At 53.7% G+C, this 15,789-nt stretch carries 17 protein-coding genes and 1 tRNA gene; 6 read left to right on the top strand and 12 right to left on the bottom strand.

The window, feature by feature from the left end:
- Nucleotides 1-27 precede the first annotated feature (27 nt).
- Nucleotides 28-561, bottom strand: coding sequence for an HD domain-containing protein (locus IPH75_04435; protein MBK7141311.1), 534 nt, complete (start codon nt 559-561; stop codon nt 28-30).
- A gap of 274 nt (nt 562-835) precedes the next feature.
- Between IPH75_04435 and IPH75_04430 the strand changes: the two genes are divergently transcribed.
- Nucleotides 836-1,792, top strand: coding sequence for a Gfo/Idh/MocA family oxidoreductase (locus IPH75_04430; protein MBK7141310.1), 957 nt, complete (start codon nt 836-838; stop codon nt 1,790-1,792).
- A gap of 3 nt (nt 1,793-1,795) precedes the next feature.
- Here IPH75_04430 and IPH75_04425 read toward each other — a convergent pair whose 3' ends face one another.
- Nucleotides 1,796-2,353 carry a redoxin domain-containing protein gene (locus IPH75_04425; protein ID MBK7141309.1) on the bottom strand — a complete coding sequence of 186 codons (558 nt, stop codon included), beginning with the start codon at nt 2,351-2,353 and terminating at the stop codon, nt 1,796-1,798.
- 109 nt (nt 2,354-2,462) lie between these two features.
- The gene (locus IPH75_04420; GenBank protein MBK7141308.1) at nt 2,463-2,666 is read right to left on the bottom strand and encodes a hypothetical protein; all 204 of its coding nucleotides are present in this window, start codon (nt 2,664-2,666) and stop codon (nt 2,463-2,465) included.
- A 166-nt stretch (nt 2,667-2,832) separates the two neighbouring features.
- On the opposite strand from IPH75_04420, the gene IPH75_04415 reads away from it, so the two are divergent.
- The 4 genes from IPH75_04415 (at nt 2,833) to IPH75_04400 (ending at nt 8,283) form a co-directional block, all read left to right on the top strand.
- A complete protein-coding gene (locus IPH75_04415) occupies nt 2,833-4,194 on the top strand; it encodes an FAD-binding oxidoreductase (GenBank protein ID MBK7141307.1) in 1,362 nt (453 codons plus the stop codon).
- Between the two features lie 348 nt (nt 4,195-4,542).
- Entirely contained in the window at nt 4,543-5,505 is a 963-nt protein-coding gene (locus tag IPH75_04410) for a hypothetical protein (protein ID MBK7141306.1), read from the top strand.
- An 11-nt stretch (nt 5,506-5,516) separates the two neighbouring features.
- The gene (locus IPH75_04405; GenBank protein ID MBK7141305.1) at nt 5,517-7,166 is read left to right on the top strand and encodes a hypothetical protein; all 1,650 of its coding nucleotides are present in this window, start codon (nt 5,517-5,519) and stop codon (nt 7,164-7,166) included.
- Between the two features lie 10 nt (nt 7,167-7,176).
- A complete protein-coding gene (locus tag IPH75_04400; protein ID MBK7141304.1) occupies nt 7,177-8,283 on the top strand; it encodes a hypothetical protein in 1,107 nt (368 codons plus the stop codon).
- 210 nt (nt 8,284-8,493) lie between these two features.
- Here the strand turns inward: IPH75_04400 and IPH75_04395 are convergent, their stop codons facing one another.
- The 8 genes from IPH75_04395 to IPH75_04360 form a co-directional block, all read right to left on the bottom strand.
- Nucleotides 8,494-9,498, bottom strand: a complete 1,005-nt coding sequence (locus tag IPH75_04395) for a hypothetical protein (protein MBK7141303.1) — start codon at nt 9,496-9,498, stop codon at nt 8,494-8,496.
- A 175-nt stretch (nt 9,499-9,673) separates the two neighbouring features.
- A tRNA-Leu gene (locus tag IPH75_04390) sits at nt 9,674-9,759 on the bottom strand.
- Nucleotides 9,760-9,913: 154 nt separating this feature from the next.
- Nucleotides 9,914-10,480, bottom strand: coding sequence for a hypothetical protein (locus IPH75_04385; GenBank protein MBK7141302.1), 567 nt, complete (start codon nt 10,478-10,480; stop codon nt 9,914-9,916).
- A gap of 2 nt (nt 10,481-10,482) precedes the next feature.
- Nucleotides 10,483-10,701: a hypothetical protein gene (locus tag IPH75_04380; GenBank protein ID MBK7141301.1), complete on the bottom strand. Its 219-nt coding sequence runs from the start codon at nt 10,699-10,701 to the stop codon at nt 10,483-10,485.
- A 2-nt stretch (nt 10,702-10,703) separates the two neighbouring features.
- The gene (locus IPH75_04375; GenBank protein MBK7141300.1) at nt 10,704-11,018 is read right to left on the bottom strand and encodes a transcriptional regulator; all 315 of its coding nucleotides are present in this window, start codon (nt 11,016-11,018) and stop codon (nt 10,704-10,706) included.
- Nucleotides 11,015-11,638: a hypothetical protein gene (locus IPH75_04370; GenBank protein ID MBK7141299.1), complete on the bottom strand. Its 624-nt coding sequence runs from the start codon at nt 11,636-11,638 to the stop codon at nt 11,015-11,017. The genes IPH75_04375 and IPH75_04370 overlap by 4 nt, the downstream gene beginning before the upstream one ends.
- 225 nt (nt 11,639-11,863) lie before the next feature.
- Nucleotides 11,864-12,574: a DUF4386 domain-containing protein gene (locus tag IPH75_04365; protein ID MBK7141298.1), complete on the bottom strand. Its 711-nt coding sequence runs from the start codon at nt 12,572-12,574 to the stop codon at nt 11,864-11,866.
- Between the two features lie 46 nt (nt 12,575-12,620).
- On the bottom strand, nt 12,621-14,060 hold the full coding sequence (locus IPH75_04360) for an MFS transporter (protein MBK7141297.1): 1,440 nt from the start codon (nt 14,058-14,060) through the stop codon (nt 12,621-12,623).
- Between the two features lie 173 nt (nt 14,061-14,233).
- Between IPH75_04360 and IPH75_04355 the strand changes: the two genes are divergently transcribed.
- Nucleotides 14,234-15,124, top strand: a complete 891-nt coding sequence (locus tag IPH75_04355) for a LysR family transcriptional regulator (protein MBK7141296.1) — start codon at nt 14,234-14,236, stop codon at nt 15,122-15,124.
- 18 nt (nt 15,125-15,142) lie between these two features.
- On the opposite strand, the gene IPH75_04350 is transcribed toward IPH75_04355, so the two are convergent.
- Nucleotides 15,143-15,760 (bottom strand): sulfite exporter TauE/SafE family protein, encoded by a 618-nt coding sequence (locus IPH75_04350; protein MBK7141295.1) that lies wholly within the window; start codon nt 15,758-15,760, stop codon nt 15,143-15,145.
- Nucleotides 15,761-15,789 lie beyond the last annotated feature (29 nt).

The raw sequence follows: 15,789 nt of genomic DNA, 5'->3' as shown, positions 1-15,789 counted from the left end.
TTCGGTCCGTCCCTGAATCCTCAACGCTCAGTTTACCAGATCAAAATCTATGAAATCACAGTGATGGAATACAATGCTCTCCGGGCTTCGCTTCTCCCCCGCCCCCTCTTTACTATGAGTCGCGATCACATGCATTACTTCTGATGGCAACCCGTGCTTAAACGCCAGCCCGACCCCCGAGAACGGATGGCGGATATGCTTTCCGTAGTTTGACTTGATCGGCTTGCCGTTCACGATCTCAAATTCAAGCAACTTGCCGACATCGGCCAACAACGCGCCGGCGATCAGGTAATCTCGATTGATCGGGGTTTTGTTTGAGCCATGCATTTCGTTCAGGACATCATCCACCGCCAGACACATTTTGCAGACAGCGCGGACATGGTCGATAAAGGTGATCTTGACATTCTCGGCCAGCAATGTAAACGGGATGTTACGAAGTAGTTCTTCGGTCCAGCCGCGGAAGTCTATTGCTTCCGCCCAGCAGGCGATCACTTTCTCTTGTATCTCTTTGTCGCGAATATCCGCGATCTCGGGAAGTAGCCGTAACACCAACTCTTTCATCAGCGTATCTCCATTATTTGAATCCTATATGATGTGCCAACATATCAATATTGGAGTGCGGAATCAACGTCATTTTTGGATTCTCGCGTCGTCACCTTTAACCATGCGGCACAACCGATTATTGCGGAACCGGCGAACGGAATTCGGTCATATTGACAGGTTGTTTTTTTGGTGGACTGTTGACTGTGAAGTGGTATAATTCCCGAACCCGCTCACCAGCAGTCCGGCAGACCTATCAATAGGACTGACTGTCGCGGTTATAACGGGAGTACTGATGTCGAAGAATTTTGCCATTACGGGAGTTGGCGGCTATATCGCCCCTCGCCACTTAAAAGCGATAAAAGATACCGGCAACCGCCTGGTTGCGGCGGTTGACCCTAACGATTCGGTCGGGATCCTCGACCGCTATTTCACGGATGTCAAATTCTTCACGGAGTTTGAGCGGTTTGATCGACATATCGACAAGCTGCGACGTTTGGATGCCGGCCAGGAGGTTCACTACCTCTCAATTTGCTCGCCGAACTATCTGCACGACGCACACTGCCGCTTTGCGCTGCGCATTGGTGCCGATGCCATATGCGAAAAGCCACTAGTGCTGAACCCATGGAATATCGATGCATTGTTGGAGCTGGAGCAAGAATCCGGACGTCGCGTCTGGACCATTTTGCAATTGCGAGTTCACCCTGCCCTGATCGCGTTGAGAGAAAAGCTTCTCAAGGAGCCGAAGACGAAAAAGCATGAGGTCGTGCTGACTTACTGCACCTCGCGCGGCAACTGGTATCTGGTTTCCTGGAAGGGTCAGGCGGACCGTTCGGGCGGACTGGCTACCAATATCGGCATCCACTTCTTTGATCTCCTGATCTGGTTGTTTGGACCATTGCAGGAAAATCAGGTGCATATCGCTACCAGCAAAAAGACCGCTGGATTCATGGAATTGGAGCATGCGCGGGTGAAGTGGTTCCTCTCGATAGATCGCGACGATCTTCCGCAGAGCTCGCTTGATGCCGGCCAGCCGACTTATCGATCTATCACTATTGATGGAACAGAAGTGGAATTCTCTGAGGGGTTCACTGAACTTCACACCGAGGTTTACAAGCGGACATTGGCCGGTCAGGGATTTGGGCTGGAAGATACACGAGCTTCGATCGCCCTGGCGCACGACATTCGACTGGCTACACCGATCGGACCGACCAGCCAGAGTCACGATCTCCTGAAAACGACCAAGCTGTGATGACTACATCGAGAATGTAGCCTGAATCTCTTTCATGTCGATCTCCAGGTTGGCATCGAAGGTATGCCACCGGATATTACCGTCCCCATCCAACGCCACCATTAGCGGGTAATTGGTCACATCATATGTCTGGACGAACGTGAAGCTGGTGTCGGCATACGAGTCAAACCGGATACCATGTTCCATCTTGTACTTACTGACCTCAGAGATCGGCGCAAACGAGATAGAGATCAGTTTCATATCACCCAAGAGACCATCATCGGCCATTCCCTGCCATCGCGCGGACATTGTCTCACACGGGGGACATCCCGGCTCAAGAAAAAGAACGATCGTGCCTTTTTCGCTCAGCAACTCACGTGACTGAACGGGATTGCCCGCTTCATCTATTAGGGGGACGTCGGGGAAGCCGCTCCCTTCGGTCAATTTGGAGGTGAGTTCCCCCTGAAGTACGGTTGGAGCGGCATTGCGCTGGCTGGTAGCGATGCCGAGATATACGCCGCCCACCGCGACGACAAAAACCAGGATCAGGAGCACGGCATTTTGCCAGAATGATTTACTCACGACGAAACCTTTGAATCTAACGCTTGAGTGGAAATTTCAGCGGGAAGACGGCGGTCGCCTTCCCGCTGGTTTCAGGAGCTAATTGCTCCAAAACTGGGTAACACTGCGGTTAGCAGTTGTATCCCTGCGTACAGTAGATCTTGGATGTGAACTTACAAGTCGTCACACCATTGTTGACGCAGCAATACAGCGGCGCTCCGGAACAGGTGCAGGTGAAGTAGCAGTTCCCGGCGTCGGCGGTCGACGGCGTGAGGCTGCCCATCGCAAATGCGAATCCGAACACCAGCAACAAGACGATCAGTGCTTTCTTCATGATATCACCTCCTTCCTGACCTTAACTTGTACTCTTAGGACCCATTATGTCAAGTTTTATCTGTCAGATTCTGTCATGGACTTCCGGTTCGTCTTCTGCCGGTTCCGACTTGCCGTGGCGAAAGTTTTCCCTACATTAGGGCTGATTCGAACAAGGAGTTTTACGCATGTCGTTTCTTGAGCATTTGAAGAGCCTCTACCCTGCCGATAGATTTTCCACCCAGGCGGACCATCTGGCGGTCGCCTCTCGCGATGAATCATCCCTCTCCCCGGTAACGCCGCAGGCGATCGTCTGGGCGATGAGTGCCGAGGAAATTTCACGGACAATCAGACTCTGTCGCGAACATAAGGTTCCGGTCACCACACGCGGCGCGGGAAGCGCACTTGAGGGTTCCACCATTCCATCAGAGCAAGGGCTTGTCCTTGATCTCAGTCGCATGACGCGCGTGCTCAATCTCTGGCCGGAAGATCTCCAGGTCGAGGTTGAGCCAGGTATCATTTACGATCACCTCAACAATCAGCTCAAGCGCGAAGGACTTTTCTTCCCTCCATCTCCTGGCGGCTCCGGCGATGTTGCCACTATCGGAGGAATGGTCTCGACCAATGCGAGCGGCATTTACTCTGTCAAATACGGTGGGACACGGGAGTATATCCTGGCGCTCGAAATTGTCACCGGAACCGGAGAAGTGATGACGCTCGGGAATCGGGCCATCAAGCGCTCCAGCGGTTACAATCTTGTTGAACTGATCTGTGGGTCCGAGGGGACATTGGCGGTAATAACCAGGATCACCCTTAAGCTGGCCGGCATACCGGAAGACAGATCGCAACTCGCCTACAAGTTTCCGGATGAAAAGTCAGCCGCCAAAGCTGTCTCTGAAATGCGGCGGTACGGTATTGATCTGGCAGCGGTAGAATTTCTTGACCGGAGGCTGTTGGTCGCACTCAATCAACTGAAGGGTTATGGACTGGAAGAGGTCCCCTGCCTTTTCCTAGAGTTCCACGGTCCAAAACCGGTACTTGAAGCAAGTGCGGAGTCTGCGTCTGCGATCTGCGGGGAACTTGGCGGGCAGCCGCTCACCCTTGGTGAGGGGCATCGACCATGGGAGATCAGGCACTGGGCAACCGATGCAGTCAAGCATTTCAAACCAGGCTATTCAGTCCTGCGCAATGATGTTGCCTTTCCGATCTCCAAACTTCCGGAGATGGTGGCGTACTGTCACGAACTGGGGGATTCACGCGGCGTGTTGATCTTCACATTCGGCCATGTTGGATTGGGACTACTGCACGCACTAATGATCGCAGACCAGCAGGATATCGCACAGTGGTCTGCGGCCAATGAGATCAATGATCTGATCATACAAAAGACGATAGAATTGGGTGGGACAGTCTCTGGTGAGCACGGCATCGGTATCGGCCATAAAGGACACTTTTTGTTGGAGCACGCACAATCCGTGCAATTGATGCGGCAGATCAAGCGGCAGTTCGATCCAGACGGGATTATGAACCCCGGAAAAGTCTTTGATATCTGATGCGTGCATTCTATATTGAATTAGTCATCATTAGCCAAACGACCACATGGAAAGGGCCTTGGCACTGATTCGTGGCTAACTTTCCTCTATTTCCTCCCTTTCCCACTTAAGTAAACGCGATCTCGAATCGGTAAACGGTGGGAAACTTTACCCACGTGGAAAAGGTTAACTTGTTTCACGGTAGGCCATTACGGATACGGGACAAAGAATGTACTAAAAGGTACTCTTTCGTCCTCATAATTTATTCAATAACAGCAACTTGGCCTCTTCTTTTTTGTTGCCGTGCCGACATTAGAATCAGATAATGACGATAACATGACAATCGAACATAGGGGTTTGAGGTACAGGATGAAACCAAAACGACTCATACCGGCGATAGCGATATACTCGCTCATGGTTGTCGGGCTAGTCGTTATCTGGACTCCCTCGCTCGTTTTTTCACAAGCGACCGAGCCGGATGACGCAACTTGCCTCGGCTGCCACGACGGTCTTGATCTTACACTGCGCCAGACCATCCATCGGCTCAGTTCTGAGGTCAAGTCGAGTAAATCCGCTGTCGCCTGCGTAAGCTGCCATTCCGGCGGTGCAGCGCACATTGAGAATCCCAGCATCGAAAACATCGGCAATCCCGCACGGATGACGGGGGCAGATGCTCTTTCGCAATGCTCATCGTGTCACGTACCGCACCCGGAGATGAATGGCTTCGGAGCGAACGGACACAATCTACTGCAAACGAACTGTGCATCGTGCCACTCGGTACATGCCGGCAAAAACTCGCTGCTTCGGGATGACCAGGCGCGGTTTTGTCTGGACTGTCACCAGTCAGTGGCAACCCAGTTCATTCGCCGTTCCGCTCATCCGGTCCGTCAAAATGACGTCACCTGCCTGAGCTGCCACCGGATGGTGCAGTCGACAGATACCGAAATGGCGTACGGACTCAACAAGGTTTGCGAAGACTGCCATGCCGATGTCACCGGCCCGTATCTGTATGATCACGAGGCGGTACATGGGTGGTCGGCGGAGGGTTCCGGTTGCAACGACTGTCACAATCCTCACGGGAGCGAGAATGACAAGCTATTGCGCCAGCCGTCGAACCTGATGTGCAAACAGTGCCACACGGTGCCGGGACATTCCCTCGCACCAACTACAGTTGCCCAGCATCGGGCGGTCGCGGCCGACGGAGACTTCTCCAAGATGGCCTGCATGACCTGCCATACTGATGTACATGGTTCAAACGATAACGACAAGCTGCTCGATGCCGACCTGACTGTCAGGCTTGGTGTTGGTTGCTCTTGTCATGGATTGAGGTAAGGAGGTATAGCATGAACAGACTTACTCTAGTAGTGCTCGCTGCCCTTGCGCTCATCCTGTTCGGTATGAACGTTGTGGCGGCTGAAGGCAGCGGCTCGGTCAAAGTCGGATTCACCTCGGTTGACGAGGAAGGAAATCTGTCGGTCGATCAGAGCAGCTACAATCTGTATGAAGGTCTGGGGCTTTCCCTGTCCGATTGGAATTACGCGTTCGACAACGGCGTCGGACTGCATGCCGATTTCCAGAATCTCACGCTGAACAATCGCGTGATGGATCTGCAGCTCGGCAAGCCGGGACTCTTCAAGTTCAACGGCAATAACAGCCAGTACCGTCGGTTCTATAATATTGACGGGTCGGTCTTCACACGTCGGAACAACACGAACCTTCGCCTTTCATTCAATCCGGCGAAGCAGGTCGAGTTGTTCGGCGGATTCAACCTGGTAGATCGACATGGCGCGGACGAACTGATGCCGCAGTCGAATTACGGACCGGAAGTACTCGATACTCTCCCCCGTCTGGTCGATTATAAGCAGTCGCGCTATACCGGCGGAATCAAGTGGGACAACAAGCGATCGATGGTGCGGGCGTTTTATCGTGCGACCACCTTTGATGACGCTACCGAAGCGGATAACGACCGGACCGGCAGCGAACTCAACCTGGTAGCCTCGACTATCGTGCCGAACTACGATTGGATCCTGCTTTCCGGCGGGTACATCATGCGCAACAGCAAGCTGGACAATCTTGAGGCTGAACTGAAGACGCACCAGGGATGGGGCGGCGCCCGGTTCAATTTCCCTGACCAGTTTGTCGTTGAATACCGGATGACCTATGGTTGGGCCGAACGGACCAGCGAAGAGGATCGCACGGTTGATAACATTTATCAGCTCTTCTCTATCGGAAAGAACTTCAAGCGGACCGGTGGCATCCGTGCCGGCTACGAAATGCGGACGCAGGATGACTTTATCCAAAAGGTAACTTCATCCGGTTTCCTGTTCGAAGGCTGGTTGAAACCGACCGACAAGCTGTCGTTCAATGGTATGTTCACTACTCGGTCAGAAGAAACCGATGAAGGGCGCAGATTACTTGGAGATCTGGATGTCACGCGACACCAGTTCACCGCGTCCTACACGGACCCGACCTGGGGTCGTTTCAAGGTGCGCTGGCAGCAGAGGACCCGCGAAAACGATCCGCTCTTTACCGAAGGACTTACCTCCGGTATCGGGTTGACCACGCCGGAAGCGAGCGAAGTCAATACCAAGGTAGAGTACAACTCGCTTACCCCTGAATTGACGCTTCGCCGCGCCGATCTGGGCTCGCTGACTGTGACCTATTCCCTGATCACTGGTTCTTTTGAGAATGTCCAGGACAGCGTCGACTATGAATTCCGCGATCACGTGATCAGCGGAACGGTGGCGCCTCGTTCAGTTGGGCCGCTGGCGGTCGATTTCACCGCAACCTATTTCAGCAGCAAACGGGACAATGATATTGAGAAGTTCAGTATCGAGATCGGCGGCAAGTATACGTTCATCAAGAATCACCATCTTGACGTGCGGTACACGGCCATCAATTTCGATGACTACAAAACACTGGGCGGAAACTACACCCAGTACTATACCGGTAATATTATTTCAGTGAATCTTATAAAGGATCTCAGCTTCTAAGGAGAGACGTATGAAACGCACTACACTGCTTCTGGTCCTTCTGGCTGCTGCCCTGCTGTTCGTGTGGGGCTGCGAACGGAACGTGACCAATGAAGTTGTCAACGAAGTTGCCGCTGCCAATTGCTTTGGCTGCCACAACGACATGGATGGCAAGCTGCAACAGGCCGAAGGCGAATGGAATAATTCCACACACGCTTCCGGATTAAGTATCGATTACACCAATCGTGTTCCCCCGAACGACTGCGTTCGCTGCCACGACCACCAGGGTTTTGTGGACTGGATCACCACTGACGCCGTCAATCCGCCGTACGAAAACGTCAGCGCGATTCACTGCTTCACGTGCCATGCCCCGCACACGACGGGCAATCTTGAACTGCGCTCGATCGAGCCGGTCACGTTGGCTAACTCGGTCGTTTTTGACGCTGGTTCAGCCAATCTCTGTTCAAATTGTCACTCCGCTCGTGACTATTTCGCGGAATTCACTCTGCCGTATACGTTGCCGTCCCGCTGGGGGCCGCACCACAGCAACCAGTCTGATATGATCCGTGGCACGGGTGGATACCAGTACACCGGTTACACGTATGCGACCGACCCGCACTACACGGAAGTCGACGACGCATGCATCGGCTGCCATATGGGCAACCCGGCGATTCACGCTGGCTATCAGCTTGGCGGTCACAGTTTCAACATGCGCGAGCATGAGGACCCAACAGTCACGCTGGCTCCGCAGTGTACGCCATGCCATGCCAAGATCACTTCGGACTTTAACGTCAATATCGATTCTGTTGACTATAACGGTGACGATGTGATTGAAGGATATCAGTCGGAACTGGATACTCTCGTGGCAGATCTTCGCGCCCGCTTGATCGCAGGCAACCTGCTTAATGGGACCACCAATCAGTCCAAGAAAGACCGCGTAGTGGCATCTGCTGACTCGCTTGGCGCTCTCTGGAACTGGTACTGGATCACCGAAGATCAGTCTCGCGGAATGCATAACTGGGATTACACCATTGGCCTCGTGAAGTCGTCGATCAACTTCCTGGCTACGGGCAATCCGAATACTCCTCCGGATGAGGCTCCGCGCAAACCTGAAGAGATGGCGATATCTGCCCACTAAGGCATATAGAACCACACCAATACAAAACCCCGGTTCACTCGAACCGGGGTTTTCTTATGCTGCGTAACTGATTTGGTGCGAAATTAGTTTGAATCAGCGTCCGGCTCAGTCTCACCGGAACAGGCCGCGGTGTAAAGCGCGTAGCCGAGCGATCCCAGAAGCATCAGCCAGATAGTCCAAAGCACGAATCCGTCAGACATAACTGCTCCTTTACCAGAGATTATCCAGATCCGAATCGAAAAGACTGACATGGATCTGTCCATCGACCCCAGCGGCCAAAACAACCGGATAAGGCCGACCTAGCCACATACCGGCAGACTTGAAGGTATCAGCATCGGTGTTGGAGCTGAGCCCGACAATGCCATACACTCCGGGACAGTCCTGGATCGCAAAACGCATAGCTTCGGCCAGCAGGTCCAGCTTGGCGGTGCGTGTCGCCACACAATCGACCACCCTGACGATATCCAGATCACGCGTGGTATGTTTGGCGCGGCGATAAATGATATATCCGTCGATCACGCCCGAAGTATCCCGGTGAACGAATGCATGATACTCGCGGAACGGCTGGGCGAGCTTGTAATTGAGGAAATCAGCGTTGCGGATGCCGTACAGTTCGTACTGCTCCTTCATGATCGTATCCCAGAGCGGATCCCATTCCGGCAAAAAGCGAGTGATCTTCTCGATAGTACCATGATTGATATCAGTTTCTGCCGAGAAAAAGAGATTTGCCAGTTTGAGCGGAGTCGCCAGGAGTGGAGATTTCTTCCAATAAGCCAGCGCCTTCTCCGGCTTGAAGAAACGCGCGAAGTAGCTCGAGGAATCGCGGGTGATCCTGTGACCACGGCGAATATAGGCAGGCTCGATGATCGGGACCACACCGACTGCCGCATATTTGTGTTCCGGGCGTTCTTCGCAGGTCTTGAGCAGTAGGCGGCCGGCATTTTTTCGAGTCTGGTCATCCCCCATATTGATCACCAGGGTGATCCCCCATCCAAGTTGTACCGTGGGGCGACCATCCGCATATTTGAAATCGTGCGAAACCTGGGCGATATGGCCGACCACCTTCCCATCCTTCATTGCCAGCCAGCGAGTCGAGCGTTGCCAGTCGTAGATCTCCTTGCGAGAGAGTTCCGGGTGGTCGGAGCTCCACTCTTTCATGAGCTGCAGGGTTTCGGCGGTGTATTTGTCGTCGAAGGGGATAATGGTGACGTCCACTGCTGTCTACCTCCTGATAGGAACCGCGGACTTGAGGCGGGCAGTCTAGTTACCGCCTGGTCGATGCCGGGCCCGGTGATCTCATTGGTTACGTCAGTTGTAAGTCATACAACAGGTTGCCTAGTGATTGTCGGCAAATGTAGTCTGTTGAGTATGGGGGCTCAAGTGATTTTTCTGCCGGAGGCCGGGCTCGAACCGGCACGCCCCTCACGGAGCAAGGGATTTTAAGTCCCTGGTGTCTACCAATTCCACCACTCCGGCAATTGGTTTGGTGGCAGTAAGTTATAGGATGGGCTGAAAAGGCGCAAGGGGATTTGGAGGAACGGTCACTCAGAATTACCAATGAACCCCATCACAACCGATGGGGTCTGGTTTGTCTGTACCGATGAAGATGGTCTGTCTCCGCTTACTACTACTACGCAGTCCGTTGTTCAAGCTGTGGTTCTTTGGTGGCGGCATGTCGAAACAGCGAGGCCGAAATGACCCAGAGCGAGACAAAGAGAGTATTCGCGCCAAGTACCTGCACCAGGCCGAGAGTGAACGGCGGTTGCCAGATAAGCATCGCAATCACCGGTACCAACGCCTGAACAGCCGCAGTCGCAAACATGGCAAGCGCCATACCACGCGGTTTAAGGCTTGAGATGGAAACGCCGATCAGTCCGACAGCGATCACTGCACAATACAGCGCATTGGCAGGATTGTCTTCGCTCCCGATCAGGCCGACTGCGAGATTCACCCAGATAAGCAGGAGTCCTGCCGCGCAAGCCACGCCAACGCCACCTCGATATGCGGTGCTCCCCCCTCTTCTCGCGACCAGTTCATACAGCAGCCCGGTTCCAAACAGGAGAATCCCGGCGACAATAAAATCGAAGGCCGTCCACTCGACCTCTTCAGTGAATTGCATCGCCACAAGTGGTATCATCAACAGCAACGCCACCACGACCACGAGTCGAATGAGCTTTTTGCGGAGAGCTGGTTCCATGTCTAAACCCTTTCTGAATATTGGTGCATTTGAGATGAATAGTCTTTTGAGATCAATCCCCAGGTCACCAGGACTGCCGATGGAGTGCCCATACATCTGATGACACAGAAGATCGACAGCAGCGGGATGAAATGTAGCTCCGAGCAAACGCGGCGGATCCGCTCGATCGCCGGAGTATCATATCCGAAGAGAATGGAAATACAGAAGAACGTGCGCTTCACCGTCATCTCCCCTGACCTGGACCAACTCCCCGGATCAACTCTTCCAGAGCTGACAGGTGGTTTTCAAACGCTTTTCGTCCGACCTTGGTGACCGAATACGAGGTATTCGCGGTCTTTTCAATGAATCGCTTTTTCACCTTCACATACCCATACTGCTCAAGTGTCGAGACATTGCTCGAGAGATTGCCGTCAGTCGTGCCGAGTAGTTGCTTGAGGGCCTTAAAATCAATGCTGTCGTTGACCATCAGGGCGGCCATGATCCCTAGTCTCGTGCGGTTCTCGAAGCACTTATTGAGGTGGTTGATGATCTGTTTCATCGCTCGTACTTCAGATACATCACCAGGCCATATCCCGCCGTGACAGCCCCGAATCCAATCCCCCAGAGCAGTAATCCTCCCTCAACCCAGACTGCCGCGATAACACCCAGGGCAAGCTCGATCAGACCCAACCAGGAGATCTCCGAAAAGCTATATTTGCCGCAGTTGATAAGCGCCAAACCGAAAAAGATAAGCATGGCCGGACAGATGAGAGCGTAGGCTCCCTGATGATTGAGGGCGAGGATAAACAGACCTCCAGCCAGCAAGGGCAACGCGAGATGCAGAGCGAAACGTTGTGAGGCGAGATTCCAGAGCCCCGTGTGATAGCGACTCGCTCGGCGTAGAGTTAACAGGAAAGCACCTGTCAGAGCGGCCACCAGAGTCCAGACAAACAGGCCAGTTAGCGAACTGACCAGGCTTGGCGATTCGCGGAATGCCGCCAAAACGACATCGGTGAGCCAGATGGTTCCCAATAGCCGGTAGATCAGCCAGAGCCCGCCAAAAGCCATGATCCCTGCGGCAAGCCCGGAGAGGCCGGACAATGAGAGGAAGGTGGTTGAACGCGCCATGATGGCGTGGATCTGTTCTATCTGTTCGGCTGGCCGATCTGAATCCTGCATGCTACTCCTCACACCAAAGCACTTTGAGTTTCCAAGTATAGTATCGTCATTGATACGAAATTGTCAAGTCCGGAGTTCGGATTATTTTTTACGGGAAGCTACGGGGATTGCTCGTAGCTGAGCTTACTGAGTCCGTTTCCACGGGTTAGCTGACGCATATTTCGTAGACTGCTGGGCGGTCTACCAGCGACAGGGTGTCAATCAGCCCACCCTTCCCTCCGTCGGTCAAGAGCGAGCAGTCAATGATTCAAGCGCTGCCCGATCAAATCCCCTGATCATGAGCCAAATTGAGAACAGAACCTCAAACACCAGCATCGGCATAGCCACAAGAATTGCCGGGGCAGACATCGTCTCATAGAAGCCGAATAGTATGAAGATACTCGAAACGAAGAGAATCGGTCCATCAAAGAGATATAACGCAGAGATTGCCCGAGGGACTAATCTTGATTTGTATAGCAAATAGCCAAGTATCGTGGCGTTGACAGGCAAGATGATATTGGGGCCGAACAGAAACGTCCACTTCTGTATAGCAACAAGGGCTTTCCCGATGGATTGGTAGGTAAGGGGATCACCTCCGGTTGCCAAAAAGTCTAAGCGCAGTGAGAGCACTGCCAGTATGCTGATCACTCCGATCAAAATGAAAGTGGCTTCCATCGCCCTGAGAACTACATAGCCGAGTGCCATGCCTTGATGTTGTCTCTTCAGGATTGGATAAAGGACAATCGCTGTACCGACGTTACAGAAAGCCAGAATCGTCTCAAGGAATGTACCTATCAATATTCGCGTGTCATTCGCTGCCACTGACGTAATAAACTGCGGGTTGGTCAAGAGTGGTTGGTACAGCTGCAAGCCTACGATGGCGGTGATATCAGTCGTGAGGAAGAGTATGCCGGTGAGGATCGCGGCCGTTCTGTATAAGTCCGTCTTGCTTGTCATATTCACAATTCCCTGAAAATGTGCGGTTTGGGTTGTTTCCAGTGGGTCATGAGACCCGATGACCTTTCGAGAAGCGGCTGACAGAAACCGCCTTGCCTCTTGCGACAACCGCAAACAAAGCGACGATTAAAACAGCCGCAACTACAAATGTTGTCCTGAACCCGTCAGCCACCGACTCGGGACTGGATGCGATGACGTTGCTTGTCCCGGAAGCTATCGCAAAAACAGCCCCCATCGCCGAGGCACCGGTGATCAACCCCAGATTACGCGACAAATTGAGCATACCGGATATCGCTCCCCTTTGTTCAGGAACGACCTCTTTCATGACGGAGGTATTATTGGCTGTCTGGAAGAGAGAATATCCCAGCGTGACGATGACGGTCGATGCGACATAACCTACTATGCCGGTTGACATCGGGAGAATTGACAATGCCAGCGAGCCGATCGCAATGCCGACAAGCCCAACAGTTGTCATCTGATCAGCACCGAAGCGATCGACGAGGCGACCGAACGGCACTCCAGCGAGGATCACGACGACTGGTCCAACCGACATCACCGTGCCGACCACTGCAGTGCTCAATCCGAGTGCACGTGACAAGTAGAACGGCCCGACAACCAGTGTCGCCATGAGAACAGTCGAGACGATTGCACTCATACTCAGGGAGATGCTGAGTTCGCGGTCACGGAACAAACTGATTTGCACCAACGGCGATGCTGCTCTCTTCTCAACGGCCAGAAAGAGCAGAGTACCAAGGAGAGCGATCAGCAACAGGGCAGCATTCAACATTCCGAAATCGCTGCGCCCACGGGTCATCGCCAGTGCATATGCTGCCAATGTTGCCGCCATGACGAGGGTTCCGAAATAGTCGAACCCAACTCGCATCGTCTTCTCCTCTTGCCTATCCAACGGCAGATATCGATAGGCAAAGAGGAGCGCCAATATGCCGAGCGGCAGATTGAGAAAAAAGATCGCCCGCCAACCGAGCCCGGAGATCAGGAAACCACCGAGCGAGGGTCCGAGCGCCGTTCCGATTGCCGACATACTTCCGAGCAGACCCATTGCAGTTCCCGTCCTCGCTTTTGGCACGATCTCGCCAATCATCGCAATGGTAAGAGCCATCATAACGGCCGCTCCAAATCCCTGGGCTCCTCGCGCCGCAACCAACCACCAAAACGTCGGCGCAAGGCCGCACAAAAGCGAAGATCCCGTAAACAGAAGCAGTCCGGCCAGCAACAAGCGCCGCCGTCCAAGAATATCTCCAAGCCTGCCAACACTGACGATCAGTGTTGTTATGGCGAGGAGATACGCCAGGACAACCCACTGAACCTCCTGAAACGACGCTCCAAATGCCTGGGCCAGCGTGGGCAAAGCCACATTGGCGATGCTTGTACCTAACGAAGATAGCAACATGGCCAGCGCAAGGCTCACCAGCGACCAACGGGATGATCTGGTCCGTGTCGGCACGTTGACCTCTGCTTGGTACATTTCTGAGATCTGCACATTCTTCTTCCCGGTTGGCTCCAATGATGAACCGGCTTCCGGTCGGTTTTGATTTGACGTTCTCATACCCCTATTGTAGGCATTCGACGGCTATTGCACAAGACGCACTGGTTGCACATTATTATTGCGTTTTACGCTATGTCTGACTATGTTGCGGTATGTCAAAACCGGACTACAATCTATTGATCACCCTCGATATCCTGCTCACCGAGGGGAGCGTGGTGAAGGCCGCCAAACGGCTGCAGTTGAGCCCTTCGGCAATGAGTCGTGCCCTGGCGAGACTTCGCGAAACGACCGGAGATCCGCTGCTGGTGAGGGCGGGGCGGGGCCTCGTTCCGACACCACGTGCACTGGAACTTCGTGAGAGAGTCGGCCTTCTGGTGCAAGGGGTGGAGACGGTCCTGCGTCCTGTAGAGGCGCTCAACCTCAAAAAGCTTGTCCGTACTTTCACGTTACGGGCAAGTGACGGCTTTGTGGAGAACTTCGGACCGGCAATCATCGCCCAAACCAGAAAAGAAGCACCAGACACGCGACTACGGTTCATTCAAAAGCCGGATAAGGAGAGTGCGCCACTTCGAGAAGGAATTGTCGATCTGGAAATTGGCGTGGTTGGTGACACAACGAGCCCCGAATTGCGGATGCAGTCACTCTACCGGGATCACTTTGTCGCGGTTGTACGCAAAAAGCACCCTTTGAGCGATGGAAGGTTCTCGACTGCGCGATATATGGCGGGAGAACATATCTCAGTTTCGCGAAGAGGGATCGAGCAGGGCCCGATCGATGACGCTTTGCAGGCGCTCGGTCTCCGGCGGAATATCGTTACCACGGTTAGCGGATTTGCGTCGGCACTGGCATTGGCCCGGTCTACGGGCCTGATCGCCACGGTCCCAGAGCGGCACACGGGAACTCTCCGCGCCGGAATGAACAGCTTTCCCCTCCCATTTTCTGTCCCGGAGATCGTTGTGTCGATGCTCTGGCACCCGAGAATGGATGCCGACCCTGCTCATCGTTGGTTGCGCGGATGTGTGCGGGACATTTGCGCCGAATAAACGCTTTCCCCTGTTCGGTCACAGCCCCAGGAACTGAATCGCCAGACCGCAGAGGAAGATCGATCCGCCCGCCATCGCATGGCTGTACCGCTCCATCTTCCCTATCGGCAGAAGATTGATCCCAAAGATACTGACAAGGACGATCCCGAGCATGGTCGCGATAGTCACTGCTCCAAAGACGGTCGTCACGATGATCAGGCCGGACATACTGTGTTGCGCGGCGGGGTACATGACGATTGGGATCAATGGTTCACACGGTCCGAAGAGAAAGATCGTAAAGAGAATCCAAGGAGTAAGATTGCTCTTCTGTTCGACGTCATGAGGATGGGTATGCTCCTCACGGTGATCATGGGTGTGGGCGTGGCTGCTGCCGTCCTCGTGGAGATGAACGTGCGTATGCGGTTTGTTTCTGATCGCCCGGCGAATTCCCCAGACCAGATAGACCAGCCCGAATGAGGTCAATGCCCAACCGGCGACAGACCCGCGGAATGATTCCAGCCCATCGAGCCTTGAGACCGCAATCCCGAGAGCCACTCCGACCAGTCCGAGTATGACTGAACTGGCGATATGCCCGATCCCGCACAGGAACGTGATCCAGGTCGTCTTGGCCACCGACCAGTCGCGGGCCTTGGCCATGACGATGAATGGGATATAATGATCAGGAC

The organism is bacterium (assembly GCA_016708025.1).
GTDB lineage: Bacteria > Zixibacteria > MSB-5A5 > GN15 > FEB-12 > FEB-12.
The sequence above is the reverse complement of the archived record's forward strand: the minus strand, read 5'-3'. Positions and strand labels throughout refer to the sequence as shown.

What these genes read in the sequence shown, in the direction of transcription:
- IPH75_04405 (MBK7141305.1), top strand. Translation starts at nt 5,517, where the DNA reads ATGAACAGACTTACTCTAGTAGTGCTCGCTGCCCTTGCGCTCATCCTG.
- IPH75_04385 (MBK7141302.1), bottom strand. Translation starts at nt 10,480, where the DNA reads ATGGAACCAGCTCTCCGCAAAAAGCTCATTCGACTCGTGGTCGTGGTG.
- IPH75_04355 (MBK7141296.1), top strand. Translation starts at nt 14,234, where the DNA reads ATGTCAAAACCGGACTACAATCTATTGATCACCCTCGATATCCTGCTC.
- IPH75_04430 (MBK7141310.1), top strand. Translation starts at nt 836, where the DNA reads ATGTCGAAGAATTTTGCCATTACGGGAGTTGGCGGCTATATCGCCCCT.
- IPH75_04400 (MBK7141304.1), top strand. Translation starts at nt 7,177, where the DNA reads ATGAAACGCACTACACTGCTTCTGGTCCTTCTGGCTGCTGCCCTGCTG.
- IPH75_04370 (MBK7141299.1), bottom strand. Translation starts at nt 11,638, where the DNA reads ATGCAGGATTCAGATCGGCCAGCCGAACAGATAGAACAGATCCACGCC.
- IPH75_04350 (MBK7141295.1), bottom strand. Translation starts at nt 15,760, where the DNA reads ATGGCCAAGGCCCGCGACTGGTCGGTGGCCAAGACGACCTGGATCACG.
- IPH75_04360 (MBK7141297.1), bottom strand. Translation starts at nt 14,060, where the DNA reads ATGTACCAAGCAGAGGTCAACGTGCCGACACGGACCAGATCATCCCGT.
- IPH75_04420 (MBK7141308.1), bottom strand. Translation starts at nt 2,666, where the DNA reads ATGAAGAAAGCACTGATCGTCTTGTTGCTGGTGTTCGGATTCGCATTT.
- IPH75_04375 (MBK7141300.1), bottom strand. Translation starts at nt 11,018, where the DNA reads ATGAAACAGATCATCAACCACCTCAATAAGTGCTTCGAGAACCGCACG.
- IPH75_04365 (MBK7141298.1), bottom strand. Translation starts at nt 12,574, where the DNA reads ATGACAAGCAAGACGGACTTATACAGAACGGCCGCGATCCTCACCGGC.
- IPH75_04435 (MBK7141311.1), bottom strand. Translation starts at nt 561, where the DNA reads ATGAAAGAGTTGGTGTTACGGCTACTTCCCGAGATCGCGGATATTCGC.
- IPH75_04410 (MBK7141306.1), top strand. Translation starts at nt 4,543, where the DNA reads ATGAAACCAAAACGACTCATACCGGCGATAGCGATATACTCGCTCATG.
- IPH75_04415 (MBK7141307.1), top strand. Translation starts at nt 2,833, where the DNA reads ATGTCGTTTCTTGAGCATTTGAAGAGCCTCTACCCTGCCGATAGATTT.